The sequence below is a fragment of the Paraburkholderia sp. Ac-20347 genome (assembly GCF_017104805.1).
Classification (GTDB): Bacteria; Pseudomonadota; Gammaproteobacteria; order Burkholderiales; family Burkholderiaceae; genus Paraburkholderia; species Paraburkholderia tropica.
The window spans coordinates 39,164-64,070 of sequence record NZ_JAAGPN010000019.1 but is presented as its reverse complement, the minus strand read 5'-3'; the positions used below and the strand labels follow the sequence as shown (position 1 = coordinate 64,070).

The window sequence follows — 24,907 nt, the reverse complement described above, 5'->3', positions numbered from 1 at the left end:
GGCGATGCCGTCGGCGGCGGCGCTGGCGCAAGCGGGGGCGTCTGCAGCGGCGGCGCCGGTTGCGCAGGCTGCATCCGCTGCGGCGGTGTCTACGCCAGCGTCGACGCAGCCAGGCGAGCCGACGCCCACCGCCTCCACGAACGCCCAGACCGCGCCAGCCGACGACTTCGTATTCGACGCGAGCCTGTTTCGCGGCAATGCCTTGAGCCAGGCCGTGCTCGCGCGCTTCGGACACGGTCAGGCGGTGCCGCCGGGCACGTACGACGTCGATCTGTTCGTGAACAACCGCTTTATCGATCGCCTGAGCGTGCGCTTCGTCGAGGTGCCGGGCGCCGATGCCGCCGTCTGTTTCTCGCGCGCTCAACTGGATCGCCTCGGGCTCGCTAACGGCGTGCTCGCGCCGCTCGACGCACCAGGCGCGGCAGGCTCGACAAGCGCGAAGGACTGCTGGCAGCCCGGCGAAGTCGTCAAAGGCGCGAGCAGCGATTTCGACTTCTCGCGTTTGCGGCTCGACGTGTCGTTCCCGCAGAACACGCTCAAGAATCTCCCGCGCGGCTATGTGGCGCCCGAAGACCTGAATGACGGCAACACGATCGGCTTTCTGAATTATGTCGGCAACTACTATCACCTCTCGTTCGGCGGCTCCGGGGCGGGCGGCAGCACGGTGTCGTCGGGGAGCCAGGACTCGGCGTATCTCTCGGTGAACGGCGGCGTCAACGTGGGCGCGTGGCGGTTGCGCCAGCAGTCGAGCGTGAGCTATCTGAACGGCGCGGGCACGACGTGGACCAATATCCGCAGCTACGCGCAGCGCGCCTTTCCCAACCTTGGCGGCGAGCTGACCGTGGGGCAGAGCTACACGTCGGGCCGCTTTCTCTCGGGGCTCGCTTTCACCGGCGTCCAGTTCGCCTCCGACGACACCATGCTGCCGGACTCCATGCGCGGTTACGCGCCGGTCGTGCGCGGCGTGGCGCGCACCAATGCGCGGGTTTCGGTGCGCCAGAACGGCGTGGAGATCTATCAGACCACGGTGCCGCCTGGACCGTTCGAGATCCGCGACCTCTATCCGACCAGCTATAACGGCGATCTCGACGTGGTGGTGACCGAGGCCGACGGCTCCGTCAATCAGTTCACCGTGCCGTTTTCGGCGGTGCCGGAATCGCTGCGTCCGGGCATTTCGCGCTACGAGGCGACGGTCGGGCGCACGCGCAGCACCTACGCCAACGACAACACCATGTTCGGCGATCTTGTCTGGCAGCGCGGCCTGACCAATGCGATCACGGTGCATGGCGGCGCGCGCGTTGCCAACGGCTATCAGGCGGCCGTCGCGGGCGGCGCGCTCGGCAGCTGGCTCGGCGCATTCGGCCTGAACTTCACGTATTCGCACGCGAGTCTGCCCGGCAACACGAGCGCGAACGGCTGGATGGCCGAACTGTCCTATAGCCGCACGTTTCAGCCGACCGGCACCGGCGTCACGATCGCGGGCTACCGCTATTCGAGCGCCGGCTATCGCGACCTGCTCGACGTGCTCGGCGTGCGCGGCCTCGGTGACAGCGCGACGGTATGGCAGTCGCAGACCTATATGCAGCGCTCGCGTTTCGAAGTCTCGCTGAACCAGCCGCTCGGCCCGTACGGCTCGCTGTATCTGTCCGGCTCGACGCAGAATTACTGGAACGGCACGGCGCGCGACACGCAATTCCAGCTCGGCTATTCGACGATGCTGTGGCGCAGGCTGAGCCTCAATGTCTCGGTGATGCGTACGCGTGTGGTCAACAACTCGCAGTCGGGCATCGTCGCCATTTCGGATCCGCTTGCCGCGAGCAATCCGGCGCTCGTCAATCAGAACGATCCGTTGCTCGGCCATCAGGAGACGCTCGTGATGGTCACGGTGTCGATTCCGCTGGGACGCAACAACAACGTCAATACGCCCAATCTCACGACGTCGTTCACGCATAGCGACTCGGGTGGCGATCAGTACCAGGCCGGCGTCTCGGGCACCGTGGGCGCGCAGCAGAACCTGAGCTACAACGTCAACGCGACCCATACCTCGGACCCGGCGCTCACGGTGGGCAGCGGCAGCCTGCAGCAGCGTCTGCCGATCGGCACCGTGGGCGTGGGCGCGTCGGGCGGCTCGAACTACTGGCAGGCGTCGGGCAATATCGAGGGCGCGCTGGCCGTGCATCGCGGCGGCGTCACGTTCGGCCCCTACGTGGGCGATACATTCGCGGTCGTGGAGGCGAAGGGCGCGGAGGGCGCGACCGTGCTCAACGGCCAGGGCGCGCGGATCGACAGTCACGGCTATGCGCTGGTGTCGGCGCTCACGCCGTATCGCTACAACAATATCGCGCTCGATCCGCAGGGCATCACCGGCAACGCGGAACTGGAGGACGGCGCGCAGCGCGTCGCGCCGACCGCGGGCGCGGCGCTGCTGGTCGTGTTCCGTACGCGCGTCGGCAATGCGCTGCTGATTCGCGCGCGCCTGCCGGACGGCGAAGCCGCGCCGATGGGCGCCGAGGTGCACGACGAGGACGGCAGCGTGATCGGCGTCGTGGGCCAAGGCGGCCAGATCTACGTGCGCAGCGACAAGCTCAAGAACACGCTGAGCGTGCAGTGGGGCGACGCGCCCGATGCGCGCTGCGCGCTGCCCTACGACCTGACGGGCACGGACGTCGATCAACCGATCATCCGCCTGCAGCAGACCTGCACGCCCGAACGCTGAGCGCCGCCATGCGAGCGATATGTCATCCATCAAGTCGAACGGATACACGGACACGGGAGGAACCGATGGCCCCCACGATCGATATCAAGGCTGCGCGGGCGTTGCGCCGCCTGCGTGCGCTCCGCGTGCTGGCGGGCGCGTTGCTGGCGCTCTTGCTGGCCGTGTGCGGCACCGCGCGCGCGAGTTGCTCGATCACCGGCGCGTCGCAGACCGAGGACACGCGCGCCGCGCCGATTATTTTCGGCCAGGTGAATCTCGTGCCGGACACCGCCTTGCAGCCGGTCGGCTCGGTGCTGGCGAGCACGGTGGTGCCGCCGACGAACTACACCTACGGCGGCGCGACGGCCTCGACGGTGCTGTGGAAATGCACGTCGGTGAGCGATATCGCCAACGTCTACTTCAACGTCGCGACCAACGGCGACGACCGCGTGGGCGGCTACTGGGAAATCGGCAACGGCTCGGGCACGAGCACCAACGACGGCTTGCCGGGTGTCTACGCGACGTGGTTCACCTACGCGGGCCTGAAGCTCACGATGTCGGGCGTCACGATCAGCCGCTACTGGCAAGAAGTGCCGGTGACGAGCTACGCGGTCAACGGCACGGGCGCGGATATCCGGCTGGAAGACGTGCCGCCGATCGTCGCGCAGCTGTATCGCGTGAGTTCACTGCCGCCCACCTCGGGCGCGGCGTCGAACTATTGCTCGGGGAACACGGTGCCGAGCGGCGCGAGCGGGCTCGCGTCGGGGATGGGCGCGTCGGGTGCGTATATCTGCACGCAGCCGAATGCTTATGTCGCGCTCGGCGGCTCGGGCGTGGCGAATCAGGGTTGCGTGGATGCGCCGGGCACGGATGCCTCGAGCCACTACAACTCGTGGGGCTGCGATAACGGCTATGCCTACGCGCTGCGTGGCGGCACGTCGCTCGTGCAGGTCTCGACGTGCGTGGTGCTCAATGCGACGCCCGTCGTCACGTTCGCGACCGTGACCGTTCAGCAACTGGCCGCCGGGCAGAATCCGAGCGCCGATTTCACGGTGCAGGTGCAATGCAGCGATTCGGCCGTGTCGGGCACGGCGAGCAGCAATACCGCGTTGGGCATCCAGGCGTCGAGCGGGGCGTACAGCGCCGCGCAGACATTGGGCTTCGTCAACAGCAGCAACGGCGTGACCTATCTGCTCTCCGATAACTACGGCAGCGACAGCAGCCTCGCGAGCGGCGTGGGCATCGCGCTGAGCAGCGCCGCGAACGGCACCATGAACTGGGTCGGACAGCCGGGCAACACGGGGACCGTGCCCGCCGTCACGGGCGGCGATATCAACTACGCGGCGGTGACCTGGCCGAGCGGCGCGGCGGCGGGCTGGTATCCGGTGCTGTCCGGCGCGACGTCGTCGGGCAGCCCGTCGACCGGCTACACGAACTACACGGCGACCTTCACCGCGACGCTGCAGCAGTTGCCGGGCATGACGGCCACGGCCGGCAACGTCTCCGCCACGGCCTACGTGCTGGTGAAAGTGCAATGAGCGCGCACCGTGGATCGTTCGCCGTGCTGGTGTGCGCGGTTATCACGTTCGTCGCGTGGATGAGCGTGATCATGCCCGCTCGCGCCGGGCTCGTGGCCGCCGGCACGCGTGTGATCTATCAGGAAGGCCAGCACGAACGCACGATTGCGGTGGCGAACCGCAACGCGTGGCAAGTGATGGTCGAGACCTGGGCCGACGACGGCGGCGGCGATCCGCAGCGCGCGCGTGCGCCGTTCGTGATCCTTCCGCCGGTGTTCCGGCTGCATCCGGAGGGCATGCAGGTGCTGCGTATCGTCTATAACGGCGATGCGCTGCCACGCGACCGCGAGTCAGTGTTCTGGCTCAATCTCTATGAGATTCCGCCCGATCCCGGCAGCCGCGCGAAGTCGGTGCCGCATCTCGATCTCGCGATGGATACGCAGTTCAAGATCTTTTACCGGCCCAAGGGATTGAAGTCGTCGCCCGACGATGTGGCGCGGCAGTTGCACTTCACGCTCCGGCGAGACGGCGATCACGTGCTGCTCGTGTGCCATAACCCGACGCCGTATCACGCGTCGTTCAGCCGGATCGCGCTGGTTGCGGGCGAGACGCGCGTGCCGGTCGCGCCCGTACCCGACATGATGACCGCGCCATTCGCCGAGCGCGCGTACGACTTGAGCGAAGCGCCGCAATCGTTGTCGGGGGCGCAGGTGACGTTCACCTTGCTCGACGATAACGGCTCGGCGCAGGAGCACACGATGCCGCTGGACGATGCGCGCGCGGCGCCTTGAAAATTTCGAATTCGCGCGGCGGCGACGGTGTTGCTTTTCGCCGCCGCATCGCTGCCGCATCGCCGCCGGGATATTGCTCTGGAGTCCGATGCTGCTGTTAGCGCCGACGGCGACTGACCCGGACCAGCATCGCTAGCGGAGCCGAAGCCGCCGCTGCGGCCAGGCTCGCCGCCTCTCGCGACTGCGTCGCACCAACGGATAACAGCGCGTAGAAGATGACAAGATAAGCAATGACGCCCAGAGCGATATCGACCACGAAATTCTTGATCATGCGAAGCCTGCCGTGAATGAGTCGCGCAGATTATTGCAGAATCTCGCCGGGCACGCTGCATAGGAGCCCGGCGATCAATGCTTCATTTCGATCGTCATGGTGGCCTTCGCCAGTTGCTGGTAATGCGCAACGAATCCGACCACGGCAGGCGTGGCGCCTGGATCGACCGGCAGCTTCGGAACCTTCAACGCCGTCACGGTGATCAGATAGCGATGCGTATCGCCTGGCGGCGGGCAGGGGCCGAGATACGCCGTGTTTCCGGTGTCATTGCGGATGGGCAGCGCGCCGGGCGGCAGCTTCGCGACATCGTTGCCCGCACCCGTTACGAGCGAGTGAACCGATGCGGGAATATCCGCCACGACCCAGTGCCAGAAACCCGATCCGGTCGGCGCATCGAGGTCGTACATCGAGACCATGAAGCTTTGCGTTTCGCGCGGCGCGCCCGACCAGCGGATTTCGGGCGACACGTTGCCGCCATGACAGCCGAAGCCGTTCGAGACCTGCGCCTCGCGAAACTGACCGCGTCCGATATCGACGCTCTCGATTGCAAGGTCACCGGCCCGTGCATGGCTCGCACACAGGGCGGCGCCAAGAACGGCTGTCCACATTGTCTTGTTCATTGGCTAGCTCCTTTAGCGGGTCGCGCCCGGACTCGTCGAAGTCCGGGCCTGAGCGCGATTGTTGCTATCCCCGTCGATCCGAACAAGACAAGCAGCGATACCGGTATTCCCGCTACTCGGCAGACGTTGAATGCCGATCCGGCCGCGCTAGTAGCCGATGGTGAAACGCGCGCGTCGGTGTTGCGGCTGCTCCAGTTCGTCGACGACGGCAACCGCATAATCTTCAAACGAGACGTGGCTCTTGCCGTCCGCGTCGCGAATCAGATCGTCGTTGCCGAGCCGGAATTTTCCGGTGCGTTCGCCGGGCTGGATCAGGATCGGCGGGCTGAAATAGGTCCAGTCGATCGTCGATGCACGCAGCGCGGCGAACGCCTTCACATGCGAAGTTGCGATCGGCACGTAGGGTGCGGGCCAATGTCCGGATTCGAGCACACGCACGCCCGGCGAGAACTGCAGCGAGCCCGCGCCGCCGACGACGAGCAAACGCGGGATCGCGGCTTGATCGACGGCCGCAATGACCCGTTCGGTGACTTCAACCAGCTGATCGGTGTAGCTCGTGTCGGTCGTGAAGCGCGGATCGCTGGTCGCGGGACCAAACGCGCTGACGACGGCATCGACGCCCGTAATGATTTGCGCGAGACGCTCGGCATTGCCCAGATCATCGCGGACGATCTGCACGGTTTCCGGAAGCGGCTCAGGAAGCTTCGACGGATTGCGCGCGACGGCCACGACGCGATGGCCGCGCGCGACCAGCTCGGCCAGAATGGTGAGACCGGCTCGGCCGGTCGCGGCGAGAAGTACGATTTTCATGTTCGTTTCCAGATGGATCGGTTGAATGCGGGCGGCAATTGGGCCGCATGATCGTTACGCGTCAGCCCGAGATTTTCGTGAAGTCGGGCTTGCGCTTCTCGGCGAATGCCGCGAAGGCTTCTTTGGCTTCGGCGCTCTTGAGGCGCTTCCTGAAGATGAATCGCTCGCTATTGACTTGATCGGTGATCCGGGCGGCGTCGCGCATCAGGCGTTTCATCGCGGTGAGCGAACCGACCGGCTTCGAAGCGAATCGCTCCGCAACGTGTTGCGCTTGCGCGCGCAAGGTCGCGGCGGGCACCACGCGGTTCGCGATGCCCCATGACACCGCGGTGGCGGCGTCCACCGGATCGCCCAGCGCGAACATCTCGAACGCCTTGACGTGGCCGATCGTGAGCGGCAGAAGATAGCTCGACGCCGCTTCGGGAACGAGCGCGAGATTGACGAACGGCGTGATGAGCTGCGCATCGTCGGCGAGCAGCACGTGATCGCAATGGAGCAGCATCGTCGTGCCGATGCCGACCGCCTTGCCGTTCACCGCCGCGACGATCGTGACCGTCGAGTTGGCGAGCGCGCGCACGAAGCGAACGACCTGCAATTCTTCGGGCCCGTTTCCGGCGGATTGCTCGGCAAATTCCGCGAGGTCGTTGCCCGCCGTGAACATGTCGCCGTCCGCCTGAATGAGCACGACGCGAATGGCGTCGTCTTTTTCGGCTTGCGTCAGGGCGTCGGCGAGCGCGCCGTACATGTCGTTGGACAAGGCGTTCTTCTTGTCCGCGCGCGCGATGGTGAGCGTGAGAATGCCCTGCGAAAGTGCCTGCGTTACGTGTTCGACCAATTGCTGTCTCCGATTGCGATGGGCTTATGGAAGTGCGCTTAAAGCGCGGTTTCGGCGAATTCCGGATAGTCGGTGTAGCCGTGTTCGGCGCCGCCGTAGAACGTCTTTTGATCCGCTTCGTTCAGGATCGCGCCACGTTTCAGACGGTCCGGCAGATCGGGGTTCGCGATGAACGGCCGGCCAAACGCAATCAGATCCGCGTGGCCTTCCACGAGCGTGCGCTCCGCGCTTTCGCGCGTGAATCCGCCCGATGCGATCAACGGGCCCTTGAAATACGGGCGGAAAAGTGCGGCGATCGACTTCGGCGTTTCGCGCTGCGCGGTGCTCACGGATGCGGATGCCCAGCTTGTCTGCGACTCGATCAGGTGCAGATAGGTGATGCCGCGGGCGGACAGCTCGCCAATGACGTAGCGATAAAGCGTTTGCGGATCGCTGTCCGCAATGTCACCGACGTTGCAGTACGGGGACAGGCGAACCCCGATCCGATCGAGCGGCCACACTTCGGCAACGGCATCGATGACCTCGAACAGCAGACGCGCGCGATTCTCGATCGATCCGCCGTAGCGGTCCGTGCGGTGGTTGGTCTTGTCTTCGAGAAACTGTTGAAGGAGATAGCCGTTCGCGCCGTGAATCTCCACGCCGTCGAAACCCGCCGCTTTGGCGTTCTCCGCGGCCTTGCGGAAGTCCGCGACGATCGCCGCGATTTCGCTCACGTCGAGCGCATGGGGCGTTTCGTACGGCACGCGCGCAAACGTGCTCGTGAATGCGTTGCCCGCGGGCGGGATGGCGGACGGCGCGACGGGCGGCGCGCCATTGCGCTGGAACGACGAATGGGAAATGCGGCCGACGTGCCAAAGCTGGAGAAACATCACCGCGCCGCGTGCCTTCACGGCCTGCGTGACGCGCTGCCAGGCGACGACCTGATCGTCGGTGGCGATGCCGGGCGTCTGCGGATAGCCCTGGCCTTGCTGTGAAATCTGCGTGGCCTCGGCGATAACCAGACCGCCTTCGCTGGCCCGTTGGCCGTAGTAGGTCGCGGCCAACGGCGACGGGACGCCATTGGCGTCGGCCCGCATACGCGTGAGCGGCGGCATCACGACGCGATGCTTCAGAGGAAACGGACCCAACGCGAAGGGCGCAAACAGTTTCATGTCGAACTCCAATATGACCGGTCGTTTTAGATGGTCTGCAAAAAAAAGCCCGAAGGCTTTTTGCGAGTTATTTGAACAGGGTGGTGAAGATAACGCTGGCGAACACGTCGAGCGGACCGCGATCCTGCTGCACTTTGGCGCGGAGGACCGCGCCTTCCCACGAATTCAGCAGGAACGACGCGATTTCACGCGCGGAAAGTGCAGGCGGCGTGCGCTTGGCATCGATGGCGTCCTGCACGCAGGCTTCGATCGCACGGGTCCACGTTTCGTAGAGCGACGTGAGGCGGTTCCGTACCGCTTCATGGTGCGCGGCCAGCTCCGTGCTGAAATTGCCGATCAGGCAGCCGTAGCGAAAATCCTTGTCCGCGATGAAGTCGGCGAGGGCGGCGAAATAGTGGCGTAGACGCTCGACGGGGTCGATGCTGGCATCGGCGAGCACGGCGATCCGGTCCGCGCCGCGCTCCCAGTAGGCGTCCAGCGCGACGAGGGCCAGTGCGTCCTTGCTCTCGAAGTGGTTGTAGAACGAGCCTTTCGGCACGCCCGCCGCGCCCGTGATGTCGCCGACCGCCGATCCGTTGAATCCGTATAAATGAAGGGTCTGAAGACCGGCTTCAATGATTTCCTGCTTCATGCTCGGACGCGCCATCGATCGTTACTCCTGTGTTGCCTCCATAATATGACCGGTCGTCTTGAATTGTCAACAGGGAGAGAATCGGGCTGTCATGGCAGAGGAGTTGCCCGGTTGTCGGCGACGAAATTCGCGGCGCTTTTCAAGTGTGGTCACTCGTCCTGCCGGTCATGCGGCCCAGAACATTGACGTGCTGAATGAGCTGGTGATAGATCACGGCCAGCACATGGCCGGCTATCAGCAGATAGGACAGGTAGGCCAGCCAGTAGTGGATCGTCGCGCCGAGATGCACCAGCAGTTTGTCCTGCGGAATAAAGGAAGGCAGCGTGAAGAGCCAGAACCAGTTGACCAGATGACCGCCGCCGTACGACGTGAGATAGCCGCTGATTGGCATCGCAAAGAGGATCAGATACAGCAGGCCGTGGCCAATGCTCGCGAGCCGTTGCTCGAATGCGGGGATACGATCGGGCAGCGGCGGCGCGGACCGCGATAAACGCGTGACGACGCGAATCAGCGTGAGCAGCAGGATAGTCAGGCCGATCGATTTGTGCAGATTGACCCAGCCTCCGTGAGAGGGCGCGTGACGATCCATCGTCGTCATATACCAGGCAATCGGAATCACCACGAACATGCAGAGTGCCGTCAGCCAATGAAGGACGCGCAATGCCGCGCTGTAGACGAGGACGGTCGCGGGCGGCGTCGAGAGCGATGTTCGGGACATGGCGGGGATGTTTTAATGAGCGTGGCGCAAGCCTGCCATAAAACGTTGTGCCCGGACGTGTCGCGTTAAACGGTGTTTTATTATCCCGCGTTACAGTACGGCTGATAGCCGATCGTCAGATTGGCAAATAGTGATTGCAAGCGATCGGCAATCTGCGTATTCCGTGTCACCACTTCCTTAAACCACGATGATGAACGTCTGGATCGAGCGCATGGTCCTGATCGTATTGGCGCCCCTGCTTGTGATGCAAGGTCGCCACACGCGAAAGGTGACGCCGAAGTTGCCTGAGCCGTCCGGCGCGCGCGAGGGCAGCGAAGGGCGAAACGCGAATGGCGCCGTGCTCAAACTGTTGATCGCGGGAGATTCCGCAGCGGCAGGCGTGGGCGTGGCGCATCAGCAGGATGCGTTGGCCGGGCAACTCGTGGCGGCGTTATCTGCGTTGACGCCGGAATTCGACTGGCGCTGGAAACTGGTTGCGCAAACGGGCTATACAACGCACGATTTGCTGAAACGACTCGAGCATGAACCCGAGGAGATGTTCGACGTCGTGGTGCTTTCGCTCGGCGTGAATGACGTAACCGGTGCGGTCCGCACTGGCACGTGGCTCGCGCAGCAGCGAGCGTTGCTGTTGCTGCTGCAACGACGCTTCGGCGCGAAGCATGTGATCGTGAACTGCGTTCCGCCGATGGAGCGATTCACCGCGCTCGCGCAACCGTTGCGCGCGATTTTGGGAATGCGCGCGCGGCGCTTCAATACGCGCCTCGCCAGCGTGATCGATCAATGGTCCGGTTGCGAACTGGTGCGCCCCACGCTGCCGACCGGCAGTGAAGCGCTCGCCGACGACGGGTTTCATCCCGGACGATTGGCGTATCGCGACTGGGCGATCCACCTAGCGGAGAGGATCGCCAATTGGGCGCACGTCACCAGGAAACCATCGACGTAAAGACGGACGCGTCGATGAATGATCGCGCGCGCGAAGTCGAATTCCACTCGTCAACCTTGCGCACAGACGCGCGCGAGCGCGCGATCCAGCGCGACGGCATATAAGGGATCTTGATCGTGCGACTGGATATACGCTTGCGTCGCTTGCGCCAACTGGGCGCTGCAATCGGCACGCGCACGCCATGCTTTCATGTCGACCAGCGCGTTGATAAAGCCGCTCTGTATGCCGTCCAACATCGGGCGAATATCTTTTTTCAGGTCGAGGCGTTTGTCGTCGGGCGCTTGCGCCGCGCAATGCCATTGCGCCATCAAACCGTATTGCACGAGCTTGTTGGCTTCAATCTGATCCGCAAAAAACTGCCTGGCGAAATGCTCCGGCAGGCCAGCTGCCCGCGCTTCTTCACCGGCTGCCGCGATCACGTCCGCTTCGCGCGGCAGATCTTCCACCGGCTGATGTGAATCCCACTTCGAAAGCGCAACCTGGCGTGCGATATTCAGACGTGCAACCGTCATGTCGATCAGTGCAATCAACGGCGGGTTGTTTGCCTGTGCCGCTTCGGACGGAAAGGCCGAGAACTGAAGCGCAGCGGCAAGCGGTGTAATGAGAAAACGTGATCTATAAAAACAAAACTTCAGCATGGTTTGAAACCTGATGCAGAGTGATAAACGGTGAACATCGCGAATTGATCCACGGGTCTCAGCGCGGCCGTGATCGGCCGCCAGAATCACGGCGATCACAGCATATTGCGTGGCGTATTACATCGGCGGGGCGACGCCGTCCTTTTCGACCACGACATATTTGCCGTCAAAGGCGCCGGACGTCTTCGGAATCGCCACGACAAAGACCTTCTTACCCGCGAGCAATTCCGAGCGTGTCGCCGGGATCAGCGTAACGACCGGCACGTTGGCCGGCACGTTGATCGTGTTCGAACCGCCTTTGTATGAGAGCGTGAGATCGCGGCCGCTGGTGCTTTGCACGACGGTATCCACGTTGGCATTCGTCATGGTGCTGTTCGCACCGAGGTCCCACGCGTAGTGACCTTCGCCCGTACCGCGCGCGGCTTCGGGGAAGACCAGCACTTCCTTGGCCGTCAATTTGCCATCGGGTCCAGGCATCGCAGCCGCGCCGACATACGAACCAGGTTTGATATCGGCGAGCTGGATCGCCTTCACGGCGTTGACACCGGCCGACTCCGGTACATCGATGGTTACGGTGTCGCCGCTGCGCCGATGCACTTTGAGCGAGTTGCCGGAGAACGACACGATCTCGCCGCGAATGCGTTGGGGTTTATCGGCGGGCGATCCTGCGAATGCCGCACCGGCGAGCGTGAATGTGACCAAGGAAATGGCAAGTTTGAAATGAGTGGACATCATGGCTCCGAGAGCGGGTTGGGTTGAGAAGAAATCTGCGAATGGCGGTTCAGGATCCATCGAACCAGTTGTAGCCCTGGTTTTCCCAATAGCCACCGGGAAATTCGTTGCCGACGCTAATGGCGACGATGTGCTTCGGGTTTTTGTAGCCGAGCTTCGTGGGAATGCGAAGCTTCATGGGAAAGCCATACTTCGCGGGCAGCGTGTCGCCGTCGTAAGTCAGCGTGAGCAGCGTTTGAGAATGCAGCGCCGTCGGCATATCGATGCTGGTCCAATAGTTATCCGCACAATGCAGCGCGACATATTTCGCGGTCGTATCCGCGCCGGCGCGCAAGAGAAAATCGGAAAACCGCACGCCGCCCCATTTGCCTATCGCGCTCCAGCCTTCAAGCAGATATGCCGCGTAATCTGGCTCTGCTGCGGCATCGCATGCAATTCGTCGAGCGACCAGATGCGTTTGCCTTTCACGAGGCCGCTGAGTTCCAGCCGATAAGTCCGTCTGTCGACTTCCGGAACTTCGTCGATGTCATAGAAAGCATTGAACGGAAATGGCCGCGTAATCATCGATTCCGGATAAGTCGGGGCCAGTGTGTTCGGATCGAACAGGAGCGCCTGCGCGCGATCGTTGAATGAAGACATTCTGCGTAACATCGTATTGACCGATTCATCGGTCTTCAGATCGCAACCCGACAACAAGGCGAGTCCGCCCAAAGTCAGAATTCGTCTGCCAAACAGGCGTCGTGAAGACGATTGAAGTTCTTTTCTTGCGTCCTTGATGATCGATTCGCCATCGAGTCGCTGTATGGGTTTTGGCGAAGTCATGGTTAGCGTCCCCGGATCATGGTGAGCAGGGAACGCGGAACCAGCGCTACCATGGCGACATGGATCGCAAAGAAGCCGACCAGGATACTCATTGCGAGGAAATGGACGACGCGCGCACGATCGAAACCGCCCATCGTCGCGCACAGGAGCGGCAACTGCACCGGCTTCCAGACAGCCAGACCAGACAGCACCGCCAGCACGATGTCGGCAATCACGACGACATAAGCCAGCTTCTGCACGGCGTTGTATTGGCCAGGATCGCCATGACTGAGCTTGCCGCGGAGTGCCGCAACGAGGTCGGTGGCCACAGCACGAAGATTGAGCGGAAAGAATTTTTCACGCAGGCGGCCTGTGCCAAGACTCACGACGAGGTAAGCGCCGAAGTTCGTGACCAATATCCACATAAACGCGAAATGCCAAAGCAATGCGCCGCCCAGCCATCCACCCAGCGTGATGGCACTGGGAAATCGAATCGCGCTGAAAATGGGCGACGCCTCATACACTTGCCAGCCACTCAAACACATGACGATGATGGCGACAGCGTTGACCCAGTGGAAAATGCGGACCCACGCGGGATGTATTGGTGTATGCATCGAGACAACCTCGCTGTCGACGATAAGGAAAGTGGAACGTGCGCCTCGCGTTGGATCGACGGGATTCGGGCGTCCTGGTGCTGGCAAATATCGCATCGGGAGACGTAGAGCGTTATCGGTCAAATGACCGATAACGCAGCAAAGCGGCTGTACGGTGAGGGCGCTTTCAATAAAGCCACGCAGGTGCGTGCGGTAACGTTCCGCTTTGCATGGTGTCGTGATTGATCCAGATTGTGGCGCCTTCTTGACGGGCCAATTCCTCGATCTTGCGCATCGATTCGATCGCGGCGTCACGATCGTTGCTGAATGACGGGACTCGGCGATATTGGAGATCGCGGCAATTGTGCGCGACATCTCCACCAAGAATGATCGGACCCGTACGCGGCAGTCGAACGAATAGAGAGCAATGGCCTGGAGTCATGCCGGGCGTGTGGATCAGGCGCACGGCTCCGTCGTCGAAGAGATCGCAATCGCCTTGCAGGAGTTCGACCTCGTTATCGCGCATGGTCGAATAGAACTCCGGGAAATAGCCGAAGCTATGCGCTTGTGCGCCGAACATCGCCTCGTATTCGTGCTGCTGAACGAACCATTTGGCGTTTCTGAACAGCCTCGAATTGCCGACATGATCGTAGTGCGCATGCGAAAACATAATGATGTCGACGTCGTCAGGGGAGAGGCCGATCATGTCGAATTGTGCCGCGATCGTACGGACCACCATGGCGCGCACACCGTGCGTCATGATTTTTCCGCCAGGCTCGGCGTAGAACGCGTCGGGCGTGCCGCTGTCCCAGAGCAGCCATTTGTCTTTGTGACGAATCAGATAGGCGTTGCAACTCAGCGTTGTCGGCACACCGACGTTCACGCCTGGCGAATAGATCGATCCGTCCTCGACCCGAGTCAGCCCGCCGTCCAGGATGCAGATTTTTTCCACGCTTTCCTGCATGTTGATCGTTCCTTATCCCTCGATGCGAGCCCGCATCTGACATTGCTTCGACGCCAGCACAGTCGCGGAGGGCGTGACGGTGGGAAATCATCACGGCGAAGACGCGGCGACGGTATCGGTCGAATGACCGATACGCACAGCCAGATCTGTTGCGTATATAGTTATCAACATGCATTTATCAGCGTTTATTTTTCCCAATGACGATCGATGACCAGGAAAGCCAGGCGCCTATACGCGTATTCGATTCGGTAAAGGCGCTCGCTTTCATTGGCGATCTGAGCATGGGGCAGCCAACCGACCATTCGTCGCGTACCGGCTGGATTGCCGCGCGTCTCGCAGAGGCGGCCGGTCTGGAAGCGCGCGAAAGCGCAACGGTTCGCGAAGCTTCGCTGCTGCGATGGTCTGGTTGCACGGGTAACGCGGCGGGATTCGCCGAGGTGTTCGGCGACGACATCGCGATCCGCGCGAAGATGGTCGAAAACCAGCCGGGCTGGATCGAACCGCTCGTCGCGCTTGGCGGTCCCGCCGCTGTGCTCATGCCGCTCGCGCAAATTCATTGCGAGGTGTCGGGCGAAGTCGCGCGTTTGCTCGGGCTCGCCGGCCCGACCGAAGACACGCTGCGCCACATCTTCGAAGCGTGGGACGGCAGTGGCACGCCCGGTGCGCTCGCGCGTGATGCGGTGCCGACGCCGGTCTACGTGGTTGCGCTCGCCGGTGATGTGGAGGCGTTTGGCCGTGTGTACGGTGTCGAGCGCGCCATTGCACTGATCAAGCTGCGCGCCGACGTGCGTTATCCGGCTCGTCTTGTCGATATCGCCGTATCACATGCGCCTGCCTGGCTGCAGGAAATCGAGAGCTTGCGCGATGTCGATTTCGATCGCGCGTTGTCAACGCCTGCCATGTTGCAGGCGTCGTCGGCGGAATTGATTGCCGATGTCGTCGATCTGAAACTTCCGTGGATGACCGGCTTCTCGCGCCGTGTTGCGGCAACCGCGGCGGCGTGTTGCGCGCGGCTGACCGAGGACGACGCGGCGCAGGCGCGCGTCTATCGTGCTGGTTTGCTGCACGGCATCGGACGCGCCGCGGTGCCGAACAGCATCTGGAATCAGGACACGTCTTTGCCCGCGAGCGCGTGGGAAAAAGTGCGGCTGGTGCCGTACTGGACCGCGCGGGCTGGCAAGCAAACAGGCGCGCTCGCCCAGGCCGCCGAGCTTGCTTCATACGCGTATGAGCGGCTGGATGGTTCGGGCTATTTTCGTGGTCTGAGCGGCGCCGCGTTGACGCTCGAGGCGCGCGTGCTGGCGGCCTCGGTGGCGTGGGTCGCGTTGCGCTCGCGGCGTCCGTGGCGTGCCGAGTTCGCCGCCGATGAAGCCGCCCAACAATTGCGTGACGAGGCGGCCAACGGTCGGTTGTGCAGCGAAGCCGTCAATGCGTTGCTCGCCGAAGGCCAGGCCTTCGCAAGATTTTCGGCCAGCCCGGTGAAAGCCACGCAGCACAATGCGCATTTAACCGTGCGCGAAATCGAGGTTCTGCGCGCGATCTCTCTCGGTGCAAGCAATAAGGAAGCCGCGCGCGAGTTGACGTTGAGTCCGAGTACGGTGCGGACTCATGTGGAAAACATCTTCCGCAAACTCGAATGTTCGACGCGCGCGGCGGCCACGCTAAAAGCATCGGCGATGGGCCTGCTCTAATCGGAATGCGCATACTTCGCGAGTCGCGCTTCAGGCACACACCTGTACTGCGGCGGTTTCCCGAGCGTTGTCCAACGCAGCCTCGCGTGCAACGTATCGGGCAATGCGCCAGCCGAAAACAATCGCCGGACCAAGCGTTGTCCCCGGCCCCGGATACGTGCCGCGAAAAATCGACGCGAGATCGTTGCCACAGGCAAACAGGCCCGCAATAACGTGGCCCGCTTCGTCGAGCACTTCGCCATTCGCGTTGCCGCTTAAGCCCGCACTGCACGCAAGATCGGCGGGCTGCACCGTCACGGCGTAATACGGTCCGCGGCCCATCGGCCGGATGCAGGGATTCGGCTGTTGCTGTGCGTCGCCGTTAAAGCGGTTCATCGGACTCGTACCGCGGCCGAATGCCGGATCCTCGCCATTGGCGGCGTCACGGTTGAAACTGTCGACCGTGCGCGCGAGGCCCGCTGCATCGACGCCGAGTTTCGCCGCGAGTTCGGCCAGCGTGTTGCCCTTCACCAGATAACCTGCGCGCTCGAACGCGGCGATGCGGCTGGCGCTGCGGCCCGGCATCAGCAATCCAAGGCCGTATTCATGAATGAAGTCTGCGTCGACGATCAGATGCGCACGCGCCGTCGCGCTACCGCGTTGCTTTGCATCGCGCAGCATGCCCATCACGAAGTCGTGATAGGAATCCGCTTCGTTGACGAAGCGCTCACCATGATCGTTGACGGCAATGAGCCCCGGCTTCGCGCGGTCGAGGATGATGTGCGGCCATATGCGGTCGTCCTCGGGATTGCCGTTGCGTGCGCGCTGGATCGAGCAGGGCATCCACAGGCCGGGACTGTCGCCACCGTCTTCCACGCGCGCGCCGACGCGCTGGGCGCGGTCCACGCCATCGCCCGTATGCGTGAGCGGCGCGAGCGAGAGTCCGCGAGCAGCGGCTGGAAAGAGCTGCTTGCGCAGTGTCGGATGCCGCGTGATGCCGCCCGTCGCGAGCACCACGCCGCGCCGCGCGCCGATGCGTTTGCGGCTGCCGTCCGGTGTCGTTACGATTGCGCCGGTTACGCGGCCATTTTCACGGACGAGTTCGACTAGCGGCGTATCGAAGCGCACTTCGACGCCGCGTTTGCACAGGCTGTAGTAAAGCCGCGCGGCGAGTGCATTGCCCATGACGAGCTGCGTGCCGCGCGGATAACGCAGGCGGTCGAGCGCATAGCGGCCGACGACGGCCATCGTCCGCTTGAAGTTTGGCAGCGACGCAAATGGCGCGAGCAGGGCGCTCAGATCGCTGCGCGCGACCATCATGCCGCCGAGCCCCATGAATTCCTTGCGCGGCGGGCGCACGCGCGCGAAGGCGCGGCCGAGCACGCGCGCGTCGAACGGTGCGGGCACGAGCGCCCGTCCGCCAAACGCTGCGCCTGGACCGCTCACGTAGTCGGGATGAGCGGTGGCGGCGACGAACTGCACTTCGCTGATGCGGGCCAGTTCGTCGATGGCTTGCGGACCGCTCTGCAAAAAGGCTTCGCGCGCGGCATCGCCGCCGCGTGCGCCGACGACCGAAGCCAGGAAGCGCCGTGCATCGTCGACGCTATCGGGCACGCCGGCCTGAGCGCTCAGCGCGGTGCCGGGCACCCAGGTGGTGCCGCCCGACGTGGACGTGATGCCGCCCACCATGCCGGTTTTTTCGCAGAGCAGCACCTTCAGTTTTTCGTGGTCGGCGACGATCGCTGCCGTCATGCCTGCCGCGCCTGCGCCGAATATCAGCAGATCGACTTCCTCGTCCCAATCCTCATTCGAAGCCGCTTGTCTGGCCGCGCCCATGTTCGTGTCTCCTTCATTGTGTTTCGCCGCACCCGGCTGGTGACTGGCGCGGCGAGCGATGCTTTTAGTGCTTGTGCAATGGTGTTTCGTGAATCGATCCCGGCGTGCGCAGTGACGTCACGCCGCGTCACGTCACGCCGCGTCGTCGAGCAGGAACTCGACCATGCGATCGCACACGCGCGCGAACATCTGCGTACCCGTGACGGTTTTGCAGCCGCGCGCGCGCGCCGCTTCGATAAAGGGCGTGAGCGGAGGCGCGGTGACCACATCGCCGACGAAGGTCGTCGCGGGCAGACGCGAAACGTCGATCGGCAGCGGATCTTCGGGGCGCATGCCCATCGGCGAGGCGTTCACGACCACGTCGAACGCTTCCGCCTTCACGTCGCCGCTGGCGGCGCGAACGGTGCCTCGCCCAAGCGCCGCGAGCCGTCCGACGAGCGCGTCGACGCGCGCGCTGTCGTTGTCGCGGAGATCGAGCGAGGCGACGCCTGCATTCACGAGCGCCTGAGCGATGGCCGATCCCGCGCCGCCTGCACCCACCAGCAAGGCGCGCTTGCCGTTCAGATTGCAGCCTGCGTCGGCGAGCGCGGCGACGAAACCGGTGCCGTCGAACATGCCGCCGTGCCAGCCGCCGTCGGCGCTACGGCGCAGCGTGTTGGCCGCGCCGAGAAACGCAGCTTCTTCGGCCAGGCTCGCGCAGAATCCGGCGGCGCTGAACTTGTGCGGCACGGTGATGATCACGCCATCGACGTTACGCATCGGCGTGATGCCCGCGAAGAACGCCGCGAGATCGTCGGGTGCCACGTGCGCCGGCACGACCAGCGCGTCGCGACCCGCTGCGCGCAGTGCCGCCGTCACGCCTTTGGGCGAGCGCACCTGAGCGATCGGATCGCCGACGATGAAATAGATGCGCGTCGCGCCGCTCAGTCCCTCATCGAGCGAAACCGGTGTGTCCGCAACGATCTGCGCGGGCGTGATGGTGGTGGAAGTCATGCTGTCTTCATCTCCTGGTGTGTGCCGGCATCGTCGTGCAGGATGCCGGGCTGTTTTGTCTGCGCGAAGCCACTTGAACCGCCGCGCTGGAAAGTTTTAGTGAACTATAGTTCGAATTGGAATAGTATTCCACAATTAAAGAAAATTTCGACGTATCGGGGTAGTCACCCCCGGCCGTTCCGGAAGCGCGATTTTTCAACCGAAGCAAAGGAGGAGGCAGACGATGGCACGGAGACAACTGGCGGTGATCGGCGCAGGGGCGATCGGCAGAATGCATGTGGAGCGCGCGCGGTTGCATCCGCAGGTGCAGATCGCGGCGATTGCCGATCCGTCGCCCGCCGCGCAGCAATTCGCTCAGGCCGAAGGCCTGCGCTGGTTCGCCGGTTATGAGGCGATGCTCGACGAAATACGCCCCGAAGGTGTGATCGTCGCGACGCCCAATGCGACTCACGTCGAGGTCGGGCTGGCCTGCGTGGCGCGGGGCATCGCGGCCTTGATCGAAAAGCCGGTTGCCGACGATGTCGACGCGGCGCTGCAACTCGATCGCGCCGCACGCGCGGCAGACGTGCCGCTGCTGGTCGGCCATCACCGCCGACATAATCCGATCCTGCGCCGCGCGCGCGAGATCGTGCGCGCCGGTCGGCTGGGCAAGCCGGTGGCGGCCAATGCGCTCGCCATTTTCTACAAACCCGATGCGTATTTCGACGTGCAGTGGCGGCGCGAAGCGGGCGGCGGTCCTGTGCTCATCAACCTGATTCACGACATCGACATCATGCGGTTCCTGCTGGGCGAAGTCGTCGAGGTTCAGGCGCAGACGTCGAACAGCGTGCGCGGCTTCGCGGTGGAGGACACGGCGGCAGTGCTGTTGCGCTTCGAGAGCGGCGCGCTGGGCACACTGGTGGTTTCCGATACGGCAGCCGCGCCATGGAACTGGGATCTCGCGGCGGGCGAGGCGGTGCATTATCCGCGTCAGCAGGAGAACACGCATTTCCTGATCGGCACCGAGGCGTCGTTGACGCTGCCGCAGCTGGACATGTGGGAATACCGCAGCGGCAAGGGCTGGCACGAGCCGCTGACCGTGGAGCGCAGCACGCCGCACGCGGGCGATCCGTATCACGAGCAATTGCGCCACTTCGCAGCGGTCATTGCGCGCGAAGAAGCACCTGTTTGCTCCGCCGATGATGCCGCGCGTACGCTCGCCGCGACGCTGGCGGTGCATCGCGCGGCGTCGCTGCGTGGGCCGGTCGCGCCTTCGCTTCAGGCGCACGACCAGTAACATAATCAGGATGACTGAAGACTGTGGCGTGTCTGTCGATAGAACGCCACAGTCTCGCGCAAACCGTGTTCCAGCGAAGTGTGGGGCAGACCAGGCAGCAGACGCGCAAGCGCGGGATCGTGGGGGAACGCGGTCGCAATCGGCAGCGGCGGCCCGTTTGCATCGATCTGCGCGCCGGGCACAATCGCCGCGATCTGGTCGATCAGCGTGCCGACCGGCGTGATGTCGCCGGCCAGCGTGAAGGCGTGCGCGCCGTCGAATTCGCGGACGAGCGCGGCTTCGTAGGCTGCGGCGACATCGTCGGCGTAGACGAGGCCGGTCGCGCCGCTGAACGGAATCGTGTAGCGCTCGCCGCGCGCGGCCGAGCGGCACGCCAGGCTCGGGCCGGCGCTGGAACCCGATTCGCGGCCCGCGCCGTAGACCACGAGCGGCCGAAAGCCCACACTCGCGATTCCGTGATCGTGCCAATACGCGCGCGCCGAGCCTTCGCAGGCCAGCTTGAACGCGCCGTAATGCGTCTGCGGCAGCGGCGTCGCGCCGTCGTCGGGGCCGAACACGCCCGCGCTGCTCGCGTACAGCACGCGGCGCACGCCTGCCGCACGCGCCGCTTCGAATACGTTGAGCGTGCCGATCAGATTGATCTGCGCACCGCGTACCGGATTGGCGGCGCAGTCCGGCGTGAGGACGCCCGCGAGGTGAATGACGGCGTCGCAGCCGTCGAGCGCGCTGGCAGTGTCCGCCGCGCTGGCGATGTCGCCAGTGCGCCACTGCACGCGCGCCGCGTGAACGGCGCTAAGCGCTTCGATCAGGCGCGCGTTGGCGCGCAGGTCAAACGCCACGCATTCCATGCCGCGTGCGAGCAGCCGCTTCATGATCCACGCCCCCAGAAAACCGCTGCCGCCTGTGATCAGTACCCGCATCGTTTCGTCTCCATGTCGTTTTTGCCTGTCGTCCGTCAGGTCACAAAGTCTTTGCCAAACCTGATTTTGTGGAATAGTATTCCACAACGAAAAATAATTCCACAGAAGCGGCGCGAGGCGGTTTCTGGAGACACAGGAAGAAGGGCATAGCGAACATGAAGCGAGAACCGAAACTCGATTGCGACGTGCTGGTGCTGGGTTCCGGCGCGGGCGGGCTCTCGGCGGCGGTGACGGCGGCGGCGCAGGGCTTGCGGGTGATCGTCGCGGAAAAGGAGGCGGTGTTCGGCGGCACGACCGCGTGGTCGGGCGGCTGGTTGTGGATTCCGCGCAATCCGCTGGCGACGCGCGCCGGCATCCGCGAAGACATCGAGGCGCCGCGCACCTATCTGAAGAGCGAACTGGGCGGTCAGTACGATGCCGCCAAGGCCGACGCGCTGCTCGAACACGGCCCCGCGATGATCGACTTTTTCGAGCGCCATACGGCTGTGCGTTTTATCGACGGCAACCGCATTCCCGATTTTCATACCACGCCGGGCGCGGGCACCGGTGGCCGTTCGGTCTGTGCCGCGCCGTTCGACGGGCGCGAACTCGGCGCGCTGATCGACCGGCTGCGCAAGCCGCTTTCTGTCACGACGATCAAGGGCATGGCGCTGGGTTCGGGCCAGGATCTCGCGCACTTCTATCGCGCGACGCGCTCGTTGCGTTCGGCGTTTTATGCAGGCCGTCGTTTCGCGGCATTCGGCTGGCACATGCTGCGTTATGGGCGTTCGATGCATCTGGTGAACGGCAACGCGCTCGCGGCGCGGCTGCTGAAATCGGCGGCCGATCTCGACGTGGATTTGCGCACTCGCGCGAAAGCAATCGGTCTGCTGCGCGACGCGTCGCGTGTGATCGGCGCGCGCGTCGAGATCGACGGCGTCGTGCATGACGTGCGCGCGGCGCGCGGCGTCGTGCTCGCGTGCGGCGGTTATCCGCACGATATCGAACGTCGCGCGCAAACCTTCGCTTATACGCCGTCGGGCCGCGATCACTGGTCGGCTGCGCCGGGCTGCAATACCGGCGACGGCATTCGCCTCGGCGAATCGGTCGGCGCGCATTTCGATGGCGATCTCGAAGCGCCCGCAGCATGGGCGCCCGTATCGATCGTGCCCGAACACGAAGGCGTGAAAGACGTCGCGTTTCCGCATCTGATCGAGCGCGCGAAGCCAGGCGTGATCGCCGTCACGCGCTCGGGCCGTCGATTCGTGAACGAAGCGTCGTCGTATCACGATTTCATTGGCGCGTTGATCGATACGACGCCGCCCGGCGAGGCGGTATGCGCGTGGCTGATCTGCGATCACCGCTTTCAGCGCCGCTACGGGCTGGGTTTTTCGAAGCCGTTTCCGTTTCCGACCGGCCCTTATCGGCGCAGTGGCTATCTGCAATGCGCCGCGACGCTCGAACAACTGGCCGCGCAATGCGGCATCGATCCCGCGGCGCTGGCCGACACGGTCTCGACCTGCAACCAGTATGCAAAGGGCGGCTTCGATCCGCAGTTTCATAAAGGATCGACGCCCTATAACCGCGTGCAGGGCGATGCCGGACATCAACCGAACCCATGTCTCGCGCCCATCGAAAACGGCCCGTTTTACGCGGTGAAACTGCTGCCTGGCAGTCTCGGCACGTTCGCCGGTCTGGCGACAGATGCACAGGCGCGCGCGCTCGACCGCACGGGCCGCGTCATCGACGGCCTCTATGCGGTGGGCAACGACAGCGCCAGCATGATGGGCGGCTGTTATCCGAGCGGCGGCATCACGCTCGGGCCGGCCATGACCTTTGGCTATCTCGCGGGACGCGCTCTCGGCGCGACGCAAACAGGCGTCGCGCGCGCATCGGCGCCCGCATTCAACACTCTTCATCCTCAAGGACACTGCAATGACACTGTATGACCTCGTCACGCTCACCGTGAAAATCGGCACCAATGCGCAGGTTTTCGAAGGCATCAAGGCCAGCGGCGATCCGCAGGGCGGCAAGCTGCTCGGCTGCTGGTATTCGGATATCGGCACGCTCGGTCAGGTGCTGGTGCTGCGCGGATACGAATCGGAGGCCGCACTCGTGGCCGAGCGCAAGCGCCTGCTGCTCGAAGGCAATCCCTTCGGCGTGGGCGAATTCGTCAATGACGTGAAGACCGAAAGCTATGCGCTGTTCCCGTTCCTGCCGCCGATCGAGCCCGCCGCGCACGGCGGCATCTACGAGATGCGCGTGTACGGCACGAAGCTCGGCAGCCTGCAGCACACCATCGACGCATGGGAGCGCGCCGTGCCTGAGCGCGCGCAACGTTCGCCGCTGGTCGGCGCGATGTATTCGCTCGACGGCAATGTACCGCGTTTTCTGAACATCTGGCCGTATGCGAGTGTCGATGAACGCTCGCGCATTCGTGCCGAAGCGGTGAAAGACGGCATCTGGCCGCCGAAGGGCGGACCGGCGCATCTCACGACGATGGAATCGACCATCTGCGTTCCCGCGCCGTTCTCGCCGCTGCGCTGAATCAGACGCGAATGCGCGCACAGCATAACGTTGTGCGCGCAACAAAAAAGGAGACATCATGATTGAGCCACAACCGCGCGAGTTGTCGCTTTCTGCGCTGACCGTGCTCGAACTGAATCCGCCGCAGATGGTGCAGTGCGCCGCCGATGCGGGCTACGACTACGTTGGCCTGCGATTGTTGCCTGCGACGGATCACGAGGTGCGCCACGAGATCGTCGGCGATACGGCGCTCAAACGCGAAACGCTGGCCGTGCTCAAGGATACGGGCGTGCGCGTGCTCGACGTCGAGATTCTGCGTCTGAAGCCCGACACCGATGCGAACCGGTACAAGCCGATGCTCGAAACGGCGGCGGAACTTGGCGCGCGCTACGTGCTGGTGGCGGGCAACGATCCCGACGAAGCGCGCACCGTCGACCGCCTCGCGCAGCTTTGCGATCTCGCCGCGCCGCTCGGTCTTTCGCCTTCGCTGGAGCCGATGCCGTGGACCGACGTGAAGGACATTGGAGCGGGCGCGCGCATCGTGAAGGCGAGCAGGCGGCGCAACACCGGCCTCATCATCGACCCGATTCACTTCGATCGCGCGGCGTCGTCGCTCCACGACCTGCGTGCGCTCCCGCGCGAATATTTCGGCTATGTGCAGTTCTGCGATGCACCGGCGGCACGGCCGGCCGATCTCGACACCTTGCTGTTCCAGGCACGCTGCGAACGGATGATTCCCGGCGAGGGCGGCCTCGACCTCGTGGGACTGCTGCGTGCGTTGCCGGACGGTTTGCCCGTGAGCGTCGAAGTGCCGACGGAACAGTGGGCGAAGACAACGCGCGCCTTGGATCGCGCGCGGCGTTTGCGCGAGGCGACGCTTGCGGTGCTGAAGGAGGCGCGCGAGACAGTTTGAAGTGCAACAGGCGGCCCGGACAGGCATAAAGAATTGCGAAAAGCACACACCGTCCGGGCTCGCCATTCAATCGACACAAAAAGA

Annotated in this window: 23 protein-coding genes and 1 pseudogene; 9 read left to right on the top strand and 15 right to left on the bottom strand. The window is 63.9% G+C overall.

Translation table 11 applies throughout. From position 1 onward, the window contains the following. The 3 genes from G3N97_RS06055 to G3N97_RS06045 form a co-directional block, all read left to right on the top strand. The coding region (locus tag G3N97_RS06055) for a fimbria/pilus outer membrane usher protein (RefSeq protein WP_205992390.1) at window positions 1-2,716 on the top strand (2,716 nt) is incomplete at its 5' end. 65 nt (window positions 2,717-2,781) lie between these two features. After that, on the top strand, window positions 2,782-4,233 hold the full coding sequence (locus G3N97_RS06050) for a fimbrial protein (RefSeq protein ID WP_205992389.1): 1,452 nt from the start codon (window positions 2,782-2,784) through the stop codon (window positions 4,231-4,233). Further along, window positions 4,230-5,003, top strand: coding sequence for a molecular chaperone (locus G3N97_RS06045; RefSeq protein ID WP_205992388.1), 774 nt, complete (start codon window positions 4,230-4,232; stop codon window positions 5,001-5,003). The genes G3N97_RS06050 and G3N97_RS06045 overlap by 4 nt, the downstream gene beginning before the upstream one ends. A 97-nt stretch (window positions 5,004-5,100) precedes the next feature. Here the strand turns inward: G3N97_RS06045 and G3N97_RS06040 are convergent, their stop codons facing one another. The 7 genes from G3N97_RS06040 to G3N97_RS06010 all read right to left on the bottom strand — a co-directional run bounded on the left by G3N97_RS06040 (window position 5,101) and on the right by G3N97_RS06010 (window position 10,039). Then, window positions 5,101-5,274, bottom strand: a complete 174-nt coding sequence (locus tag G3N97_RS06040; RefSeq protein ID WP_205992387.1) for a hypothetical protein — start codon at window positions 5,272-5,274, stop codon at window positions 5,101-5,103. Between the two features lie 74 nt (window positions 5,275-5,348). Then, window positions 5,349-5,894, bottom strand: a complete 546-nt coding sequence (locus G3N97_RS06035) for a YbhB/YbcL family Raf kinase inhibitor-like protein (RefSeq protein ID WP_241030415.1) — start codon at window positions 5,892-5,894, stop codon at window positions 5,349-5,351. Window positions 5,895-6,041: 147 nt separating this feature from the next. Further along, entirely contained in the window at window positions 6,042-6,704 is a 663-nt protein-coding gene (locus G3N97_RS06030; protein ID WP_205992386.1) for an NAD(P)-dependent oxidoreductase, read from the bottom strand. 61 nt (window positions 6,705-6,765) lie between these two features. Then, on the bottom strand, window positions 6,766-7,539 hold the full coding sequence (locus tag G3N97_RS06025) for an enoyl-CoA hydratase-related protein (RefSeq protein WP_205992385.1): 774 nt from the start codon (window positions 7,537-7,539) through the stop codon (window positions 6,766-6,768). 38 nt (window positions 7,540-7,577) lie between these two features. Next, entirely contained in the window at window positions 7,578-8,690 is a 1,113-nt protein-coding gene (locus G3N97_RS06020; RefSeq protein ID WP_205992384.1) for an alkene reductase, read from the bottom strand. Window positions 8,691-8,757: 67 nt separating this feature from the next. After that, window positions 8,758-9,336: a TetR family transcriptional regulator C-terminal domain-containing protein gene (locus tag G3N97_RS06015; RefSeq protein WP_205992383.1), complete on the bottom strand. Its 579-nt coding sequence runs from the start codon at window positions 9,334-9,336 to the stop codon at window positions 8,758-8,760. Window positions 9,337-9,460: 124 nt separating this feature from the next. After that, on the bottom strand, window positions 9,461-10,039 hold the full coding sequence (locus tag G3N97_RS06010; protein WP_205992382.1) for a cytochrome b: 579 nt from the start codon (window positions 10,037-10,039) through the stop codon (window positions 9,461-9,463). A gap of 187 nt (window positions 10,040-10,226) precedes the next feature. Between G3N97_RS06010 and G3N97_RS06005 the strand changes: the two genes are divergently transcribed. Next, a complete protein-coding gene (locus G3N97_RS06005) occupies window positions 10,227-10,982 on the top strand; it encodes an SGNH/GDSL hydrolase family protein (RefSeq protein ID WP_241030414.1) in 756 nt (251 codons plus the stop codon). Between the two features lie 50 nt (window positions 10,983-11,032). Here the strand turns inward: G3N97_RS06005 and G3N97_RS06000 are convergent, their stop codons facing one another. The 5 genes and pseudogenes from G3N97_RS06000 to G3N97_RS05980 form a co-directional block, all read right to left on the bottom strand. Further along, window positions 11,033-11,719: a chorismate mutase gene (locus tag G3N97_RS06000; RefSeq protein ID WP_205992381.1), complete on the bottom strand. Its 687-nt coding sequence runs from the start codon at window positions 11,717-11,719 to the stop codon at window positions 11,033-11,035. A gap of 18 nt (window positions 11,720-11,737) precedes the next feature. Then, entirely contained in the window at window positions 11,738-12,352 is a 615-nt protein-coding gene (locus G3N97_RS05995) for a hypothetical protein (RefSeq protein WP_205992380.1), read from the bottom strand. Between the two features lie 49 nt (window positions 12,353-12,401). After that, window positions 12,402-13,174: pseudogene (locus G3N97_RS05990) on the bottom strand (molybdopterin-dependent oxidoreductase). Window positions 13,175-13,176: 2 nt separating this feature from the next. Continuing rightward, window positions 13,177-13,767, bottom strand: a complete 591-nt coding sequence (locus G3N97_RS05985) for a cytochrome b/b6 domain-containing protein (RefSeq protein WP_205992379.1) — start codon at window positions 13,765-13,767, stop codon at window positions 13,177-13,179. A 166-nt stretch (window positions 13,768-13,933) separates the two neighbouring features. Next, window positions 13,934-14,710 (bottom strand): N-acyl homoserine lactonase family protein, encoded by a 777-nt coding sequence (locus G3N97_RS05980; RefSeq protein ID WP_205992378.1) that lies wholly within the window; start codon window positions 14,708-14,710, stop codon window positions 13,934-13,936. 197 nt (window positions 14,711-14,907) lie between these two features. Here G3N97_RS05980 and G3N97_RS05975 point away from each other — a divergent pair, with 197 nt between their 5' ends. After that, window positions 14,908-16,401 (top strand): HD domain-containing phosphohydrolase, encoded by a 1,494-nt coding sequence (locus G3N97_RS05975; protein WP_205992377.1) that lies wholly within the window; start codon window positions 14,908-14,910, stop codon window positions 16,399-16,401. Window positions 16,402-16,431: 30 nt separating this feature from the next. On the opposite strand, the gene G3N97_RS05970 is transcribed toward G3N97_RS05975, so the two are convergent. After that, window positions 16,432-18,216, bottom strand: coding sequence for an FAD-dependent oxidoreductase (locus G3N97_RS05970; protein WP_205992376.1), 1,785 nt, complete (start codon window positions 18,214-18,216; stop codon window positions 16,432-16,434). 132 nt (window positions 18,217-18,348) lie between these two features. Then, window positions 18,349-19,209 carry a ThiF family adenylyltransferase gene (locus G3N97_RS05965; RefSeq protein WP_205992375.1) on the bottom strand — a complete coding sequence of 287 codons (861 nt, stop codon included), beginning with the start codon at window positions 19,207-19,209 and terminating at the stop codon, window positions 18,349-18,351. 223 nt (window positions 19,210-19,432) lie between these two features. On the opposite strand from G3N97_RS05965, the gene G3N97_RS05960 reads away from it, so the two are divergent. After that, window positions 19,433-20,485: a Gfo/Idh/MocA family oxidoreductase gene (locus G3N97_RS05960; protein WP_205992374.1), complete on the top strand. Its 1,053-nt coding sequence runs from the start codon at window positions 19,433-19,435 to the stop codon at window positions 20,483-20,485. Between the two features lie 5 nt (window positions 20,486-20,490). On the opposite strand, the gene G3N97_RS05955 is transcribed toward G3N97_RS05960, so the two are convergent. Then, window positions 20,491-21,405 (bottom strand): NAD(P)-dependent oxidoreductase, encoded by a 915-nt coding sequence (locus G3N97_RS05955; RefSeq protein WP_205992373.1) that lies wholly within the window; start codon window positions 21,403-21,405, stop codon window positions 20,491-20,493. Window positions 21,406-21,560: 155 nt separating this feature from the next. Between G3N97_RS05955 and G3N97_RS05950 the strand changes: the two genes are divergently transcribed. Genes G3N97_RS05950 through G3N97_RS05940 form a run of 3 tightly spaced genes read left to right on the top strand, consistent with a single transcriptional unit; the run spans window position 21,561 to window position 24,823 of the window. Continuing rightward, a complete protein-coding gene (locus G3N97_RS05950) occupies window positions 21,561-23,333 on the top strand; it encodes an FAD-dependent oxidoreductase (RefSeq protein ID WP_205992372.1) in 1,773 nt (590 codons plus the stop codon). Further along, window positions 23,320-23,931, top strand: a complete 612-nt coding sequence (locus G3N97_RS05945) for an NIPSNAP family protein (RefSeq protein ID WP_205992371.1) — start codon at window positions 23,320-23,322, stop codon at window positions 23,929-23,931. Before G3N97_RS05950 ends, G3N97_RS05945 begins: the two co-directional genes overlap by 14 nt. A gap of 58 nt (window positions 23,932-23,989) precedes the next feature. Next, the gene (locus G3N97_RS05940) at window positions 23,990-24,823 is read left to right on the top strand and encodes a TIM barrel protein (protein ID WP_205992370.1); all 834 of its coding nucleotides are present in this window, start codon (window positions 23,990-23,992) and stop codon (window positions 24,821-24,823) included. Window positions 24,824-24,907: the final 84 nt, after the last annotated feature.

Coding starts and splice junctions, on each gene's coding strand:
- G3N97_RS05960 (WP_205992374.1), top strand. CDS start 19,433: ATGGCACGGAGACAACTGGCGGTGATCGGCGCAGGGGCGATCGGCAGA.
- G3N97_RS06045 (WP_205992388.1), top strand. CDS start 4,230: ATGAGCGCGCACCGTGGATCGTTCGCCGTGCTGGTGTGCGCGGTTATC.
- G3N97_RS05950 (WP_205992372.1), top strand. CDS start 21,561: ATGAAGCGAGAACCGAAACTCGATTGCGACGTGCTGGTGCTGGGTTCC.
- G3N97_RS05980 (WP_205992378.1), bottom strand. CDS start 14,710: ATGCAGGAAAGCGTGGAAAAAATCTGCATCCTGGACGGCGGGCTGACT.
- G3N97_RS06040 (WP_205992387.1), bottom strand. CDS start 5,274: ATGATCAAGAATTTCGTGGTCGATATCGCTCTGGGCGTCATTGCTTAT.
- G3N97_RS06050 (WP_205992389.1), top strand. CDS start 2,782: ATGGCCCCCACGATCGATATCAAGGCTGCGCGGGCGTTGCGCCGCCTG.
- G3N97_RS05965 (WP_205992375.1), bottom strand. CDS start 19,209: ATGACTTCCACCACCATCACGCCCGCGCAGATCGTTGCGGACACACCG.
- G3N97_RS06030 (WP_205992386.1), bottom strand. CDS start 6,704: ATGAAAATCGTACTTCTCGCCGCGACCGGCCGAGCCGGTCTCACCATT.
- G3N97_RS05975 (WP_205992377.1), top strand. CDS start 14,908: ATGACGATCGATGACCAGGAAAGCCAGGCGCCTATACGCGTATTCGAT.
- G3N97_RS05940 (WP_205992370.1), top strand. CDS start 23,990: ATGATTGAGCCACAACCGCGCGAGTTGTCGCTTTCTGCGCTGACCGTG.
- G3N97_RS05995 (WP_205992380.1), bottom strand. CDS start 12,352: ATGTCCACTCATTTCAAACTTGCCATTTCCTTGGTCACATTCACGCTC.
- G3N97_RS06010 (WP_205992382.1), bottom strand. CDS start 10,039: ATGTCCCGAACATCGCTCTCGACGCCGCCCGCGACCGTCCTCGTCTAC.
- G3N97_RS06005 (WP_241030414.1), top strand. CDS start 10,227: ATGATGAACGTCTGGATCGAGCGCATGGTCCTGATCGTATTGGCGCCC.
- G3N97_RS05970 (WP_205992376.1), bottom strand. CDS start 18,216: ATGGGCGCGGCCAGACAAGCGGCTTCGAATGAGGATTGGGACGAGGAA.
- G3N97_RS05945 (WP_205992371.1), top strand. CDS start 23,320: ATGACACTGTATGACCTCGTCACGCTCACCGTGAAAATCGGCACCAAT.
- G3N97_RS06020 (WP_205992384.1), bottom strand. CDS start 8,690: ATGAAACTGTTTGCGCCCTTCGCGTTGGGTCCGTTTCCTCTGAAGCAT.
- G3N97_RS06035 (WP_241030415.1), bottom strand. CDS start 5,894: ATGAACAAGACAATGTGGACAGCCGTTCTTGGCGCCGCCCTGTGTGCG.
- G3N97_RS05955 (WP_205992373.1), bottom strand. CDS start 21,405: ATGCGGGTACTGATCACAGGCGGCAGCGGTTTTCTGGGGGCGTGGATC.
- G3N97_RS05985 (WP_205992379.1), bottom strand. CDS start 13,767: ATGCATACACCAATACATCCCGCGTGGGTCCGCATTTTCCACTGGGTC.
- G3N97_RS06015 (WP_205992383.1), bottom strand. CDS start 9,336: ATGGCGCGTCCGAGCATGAAGCAGGAAATCATTGAAGCCGGTCTTCAG.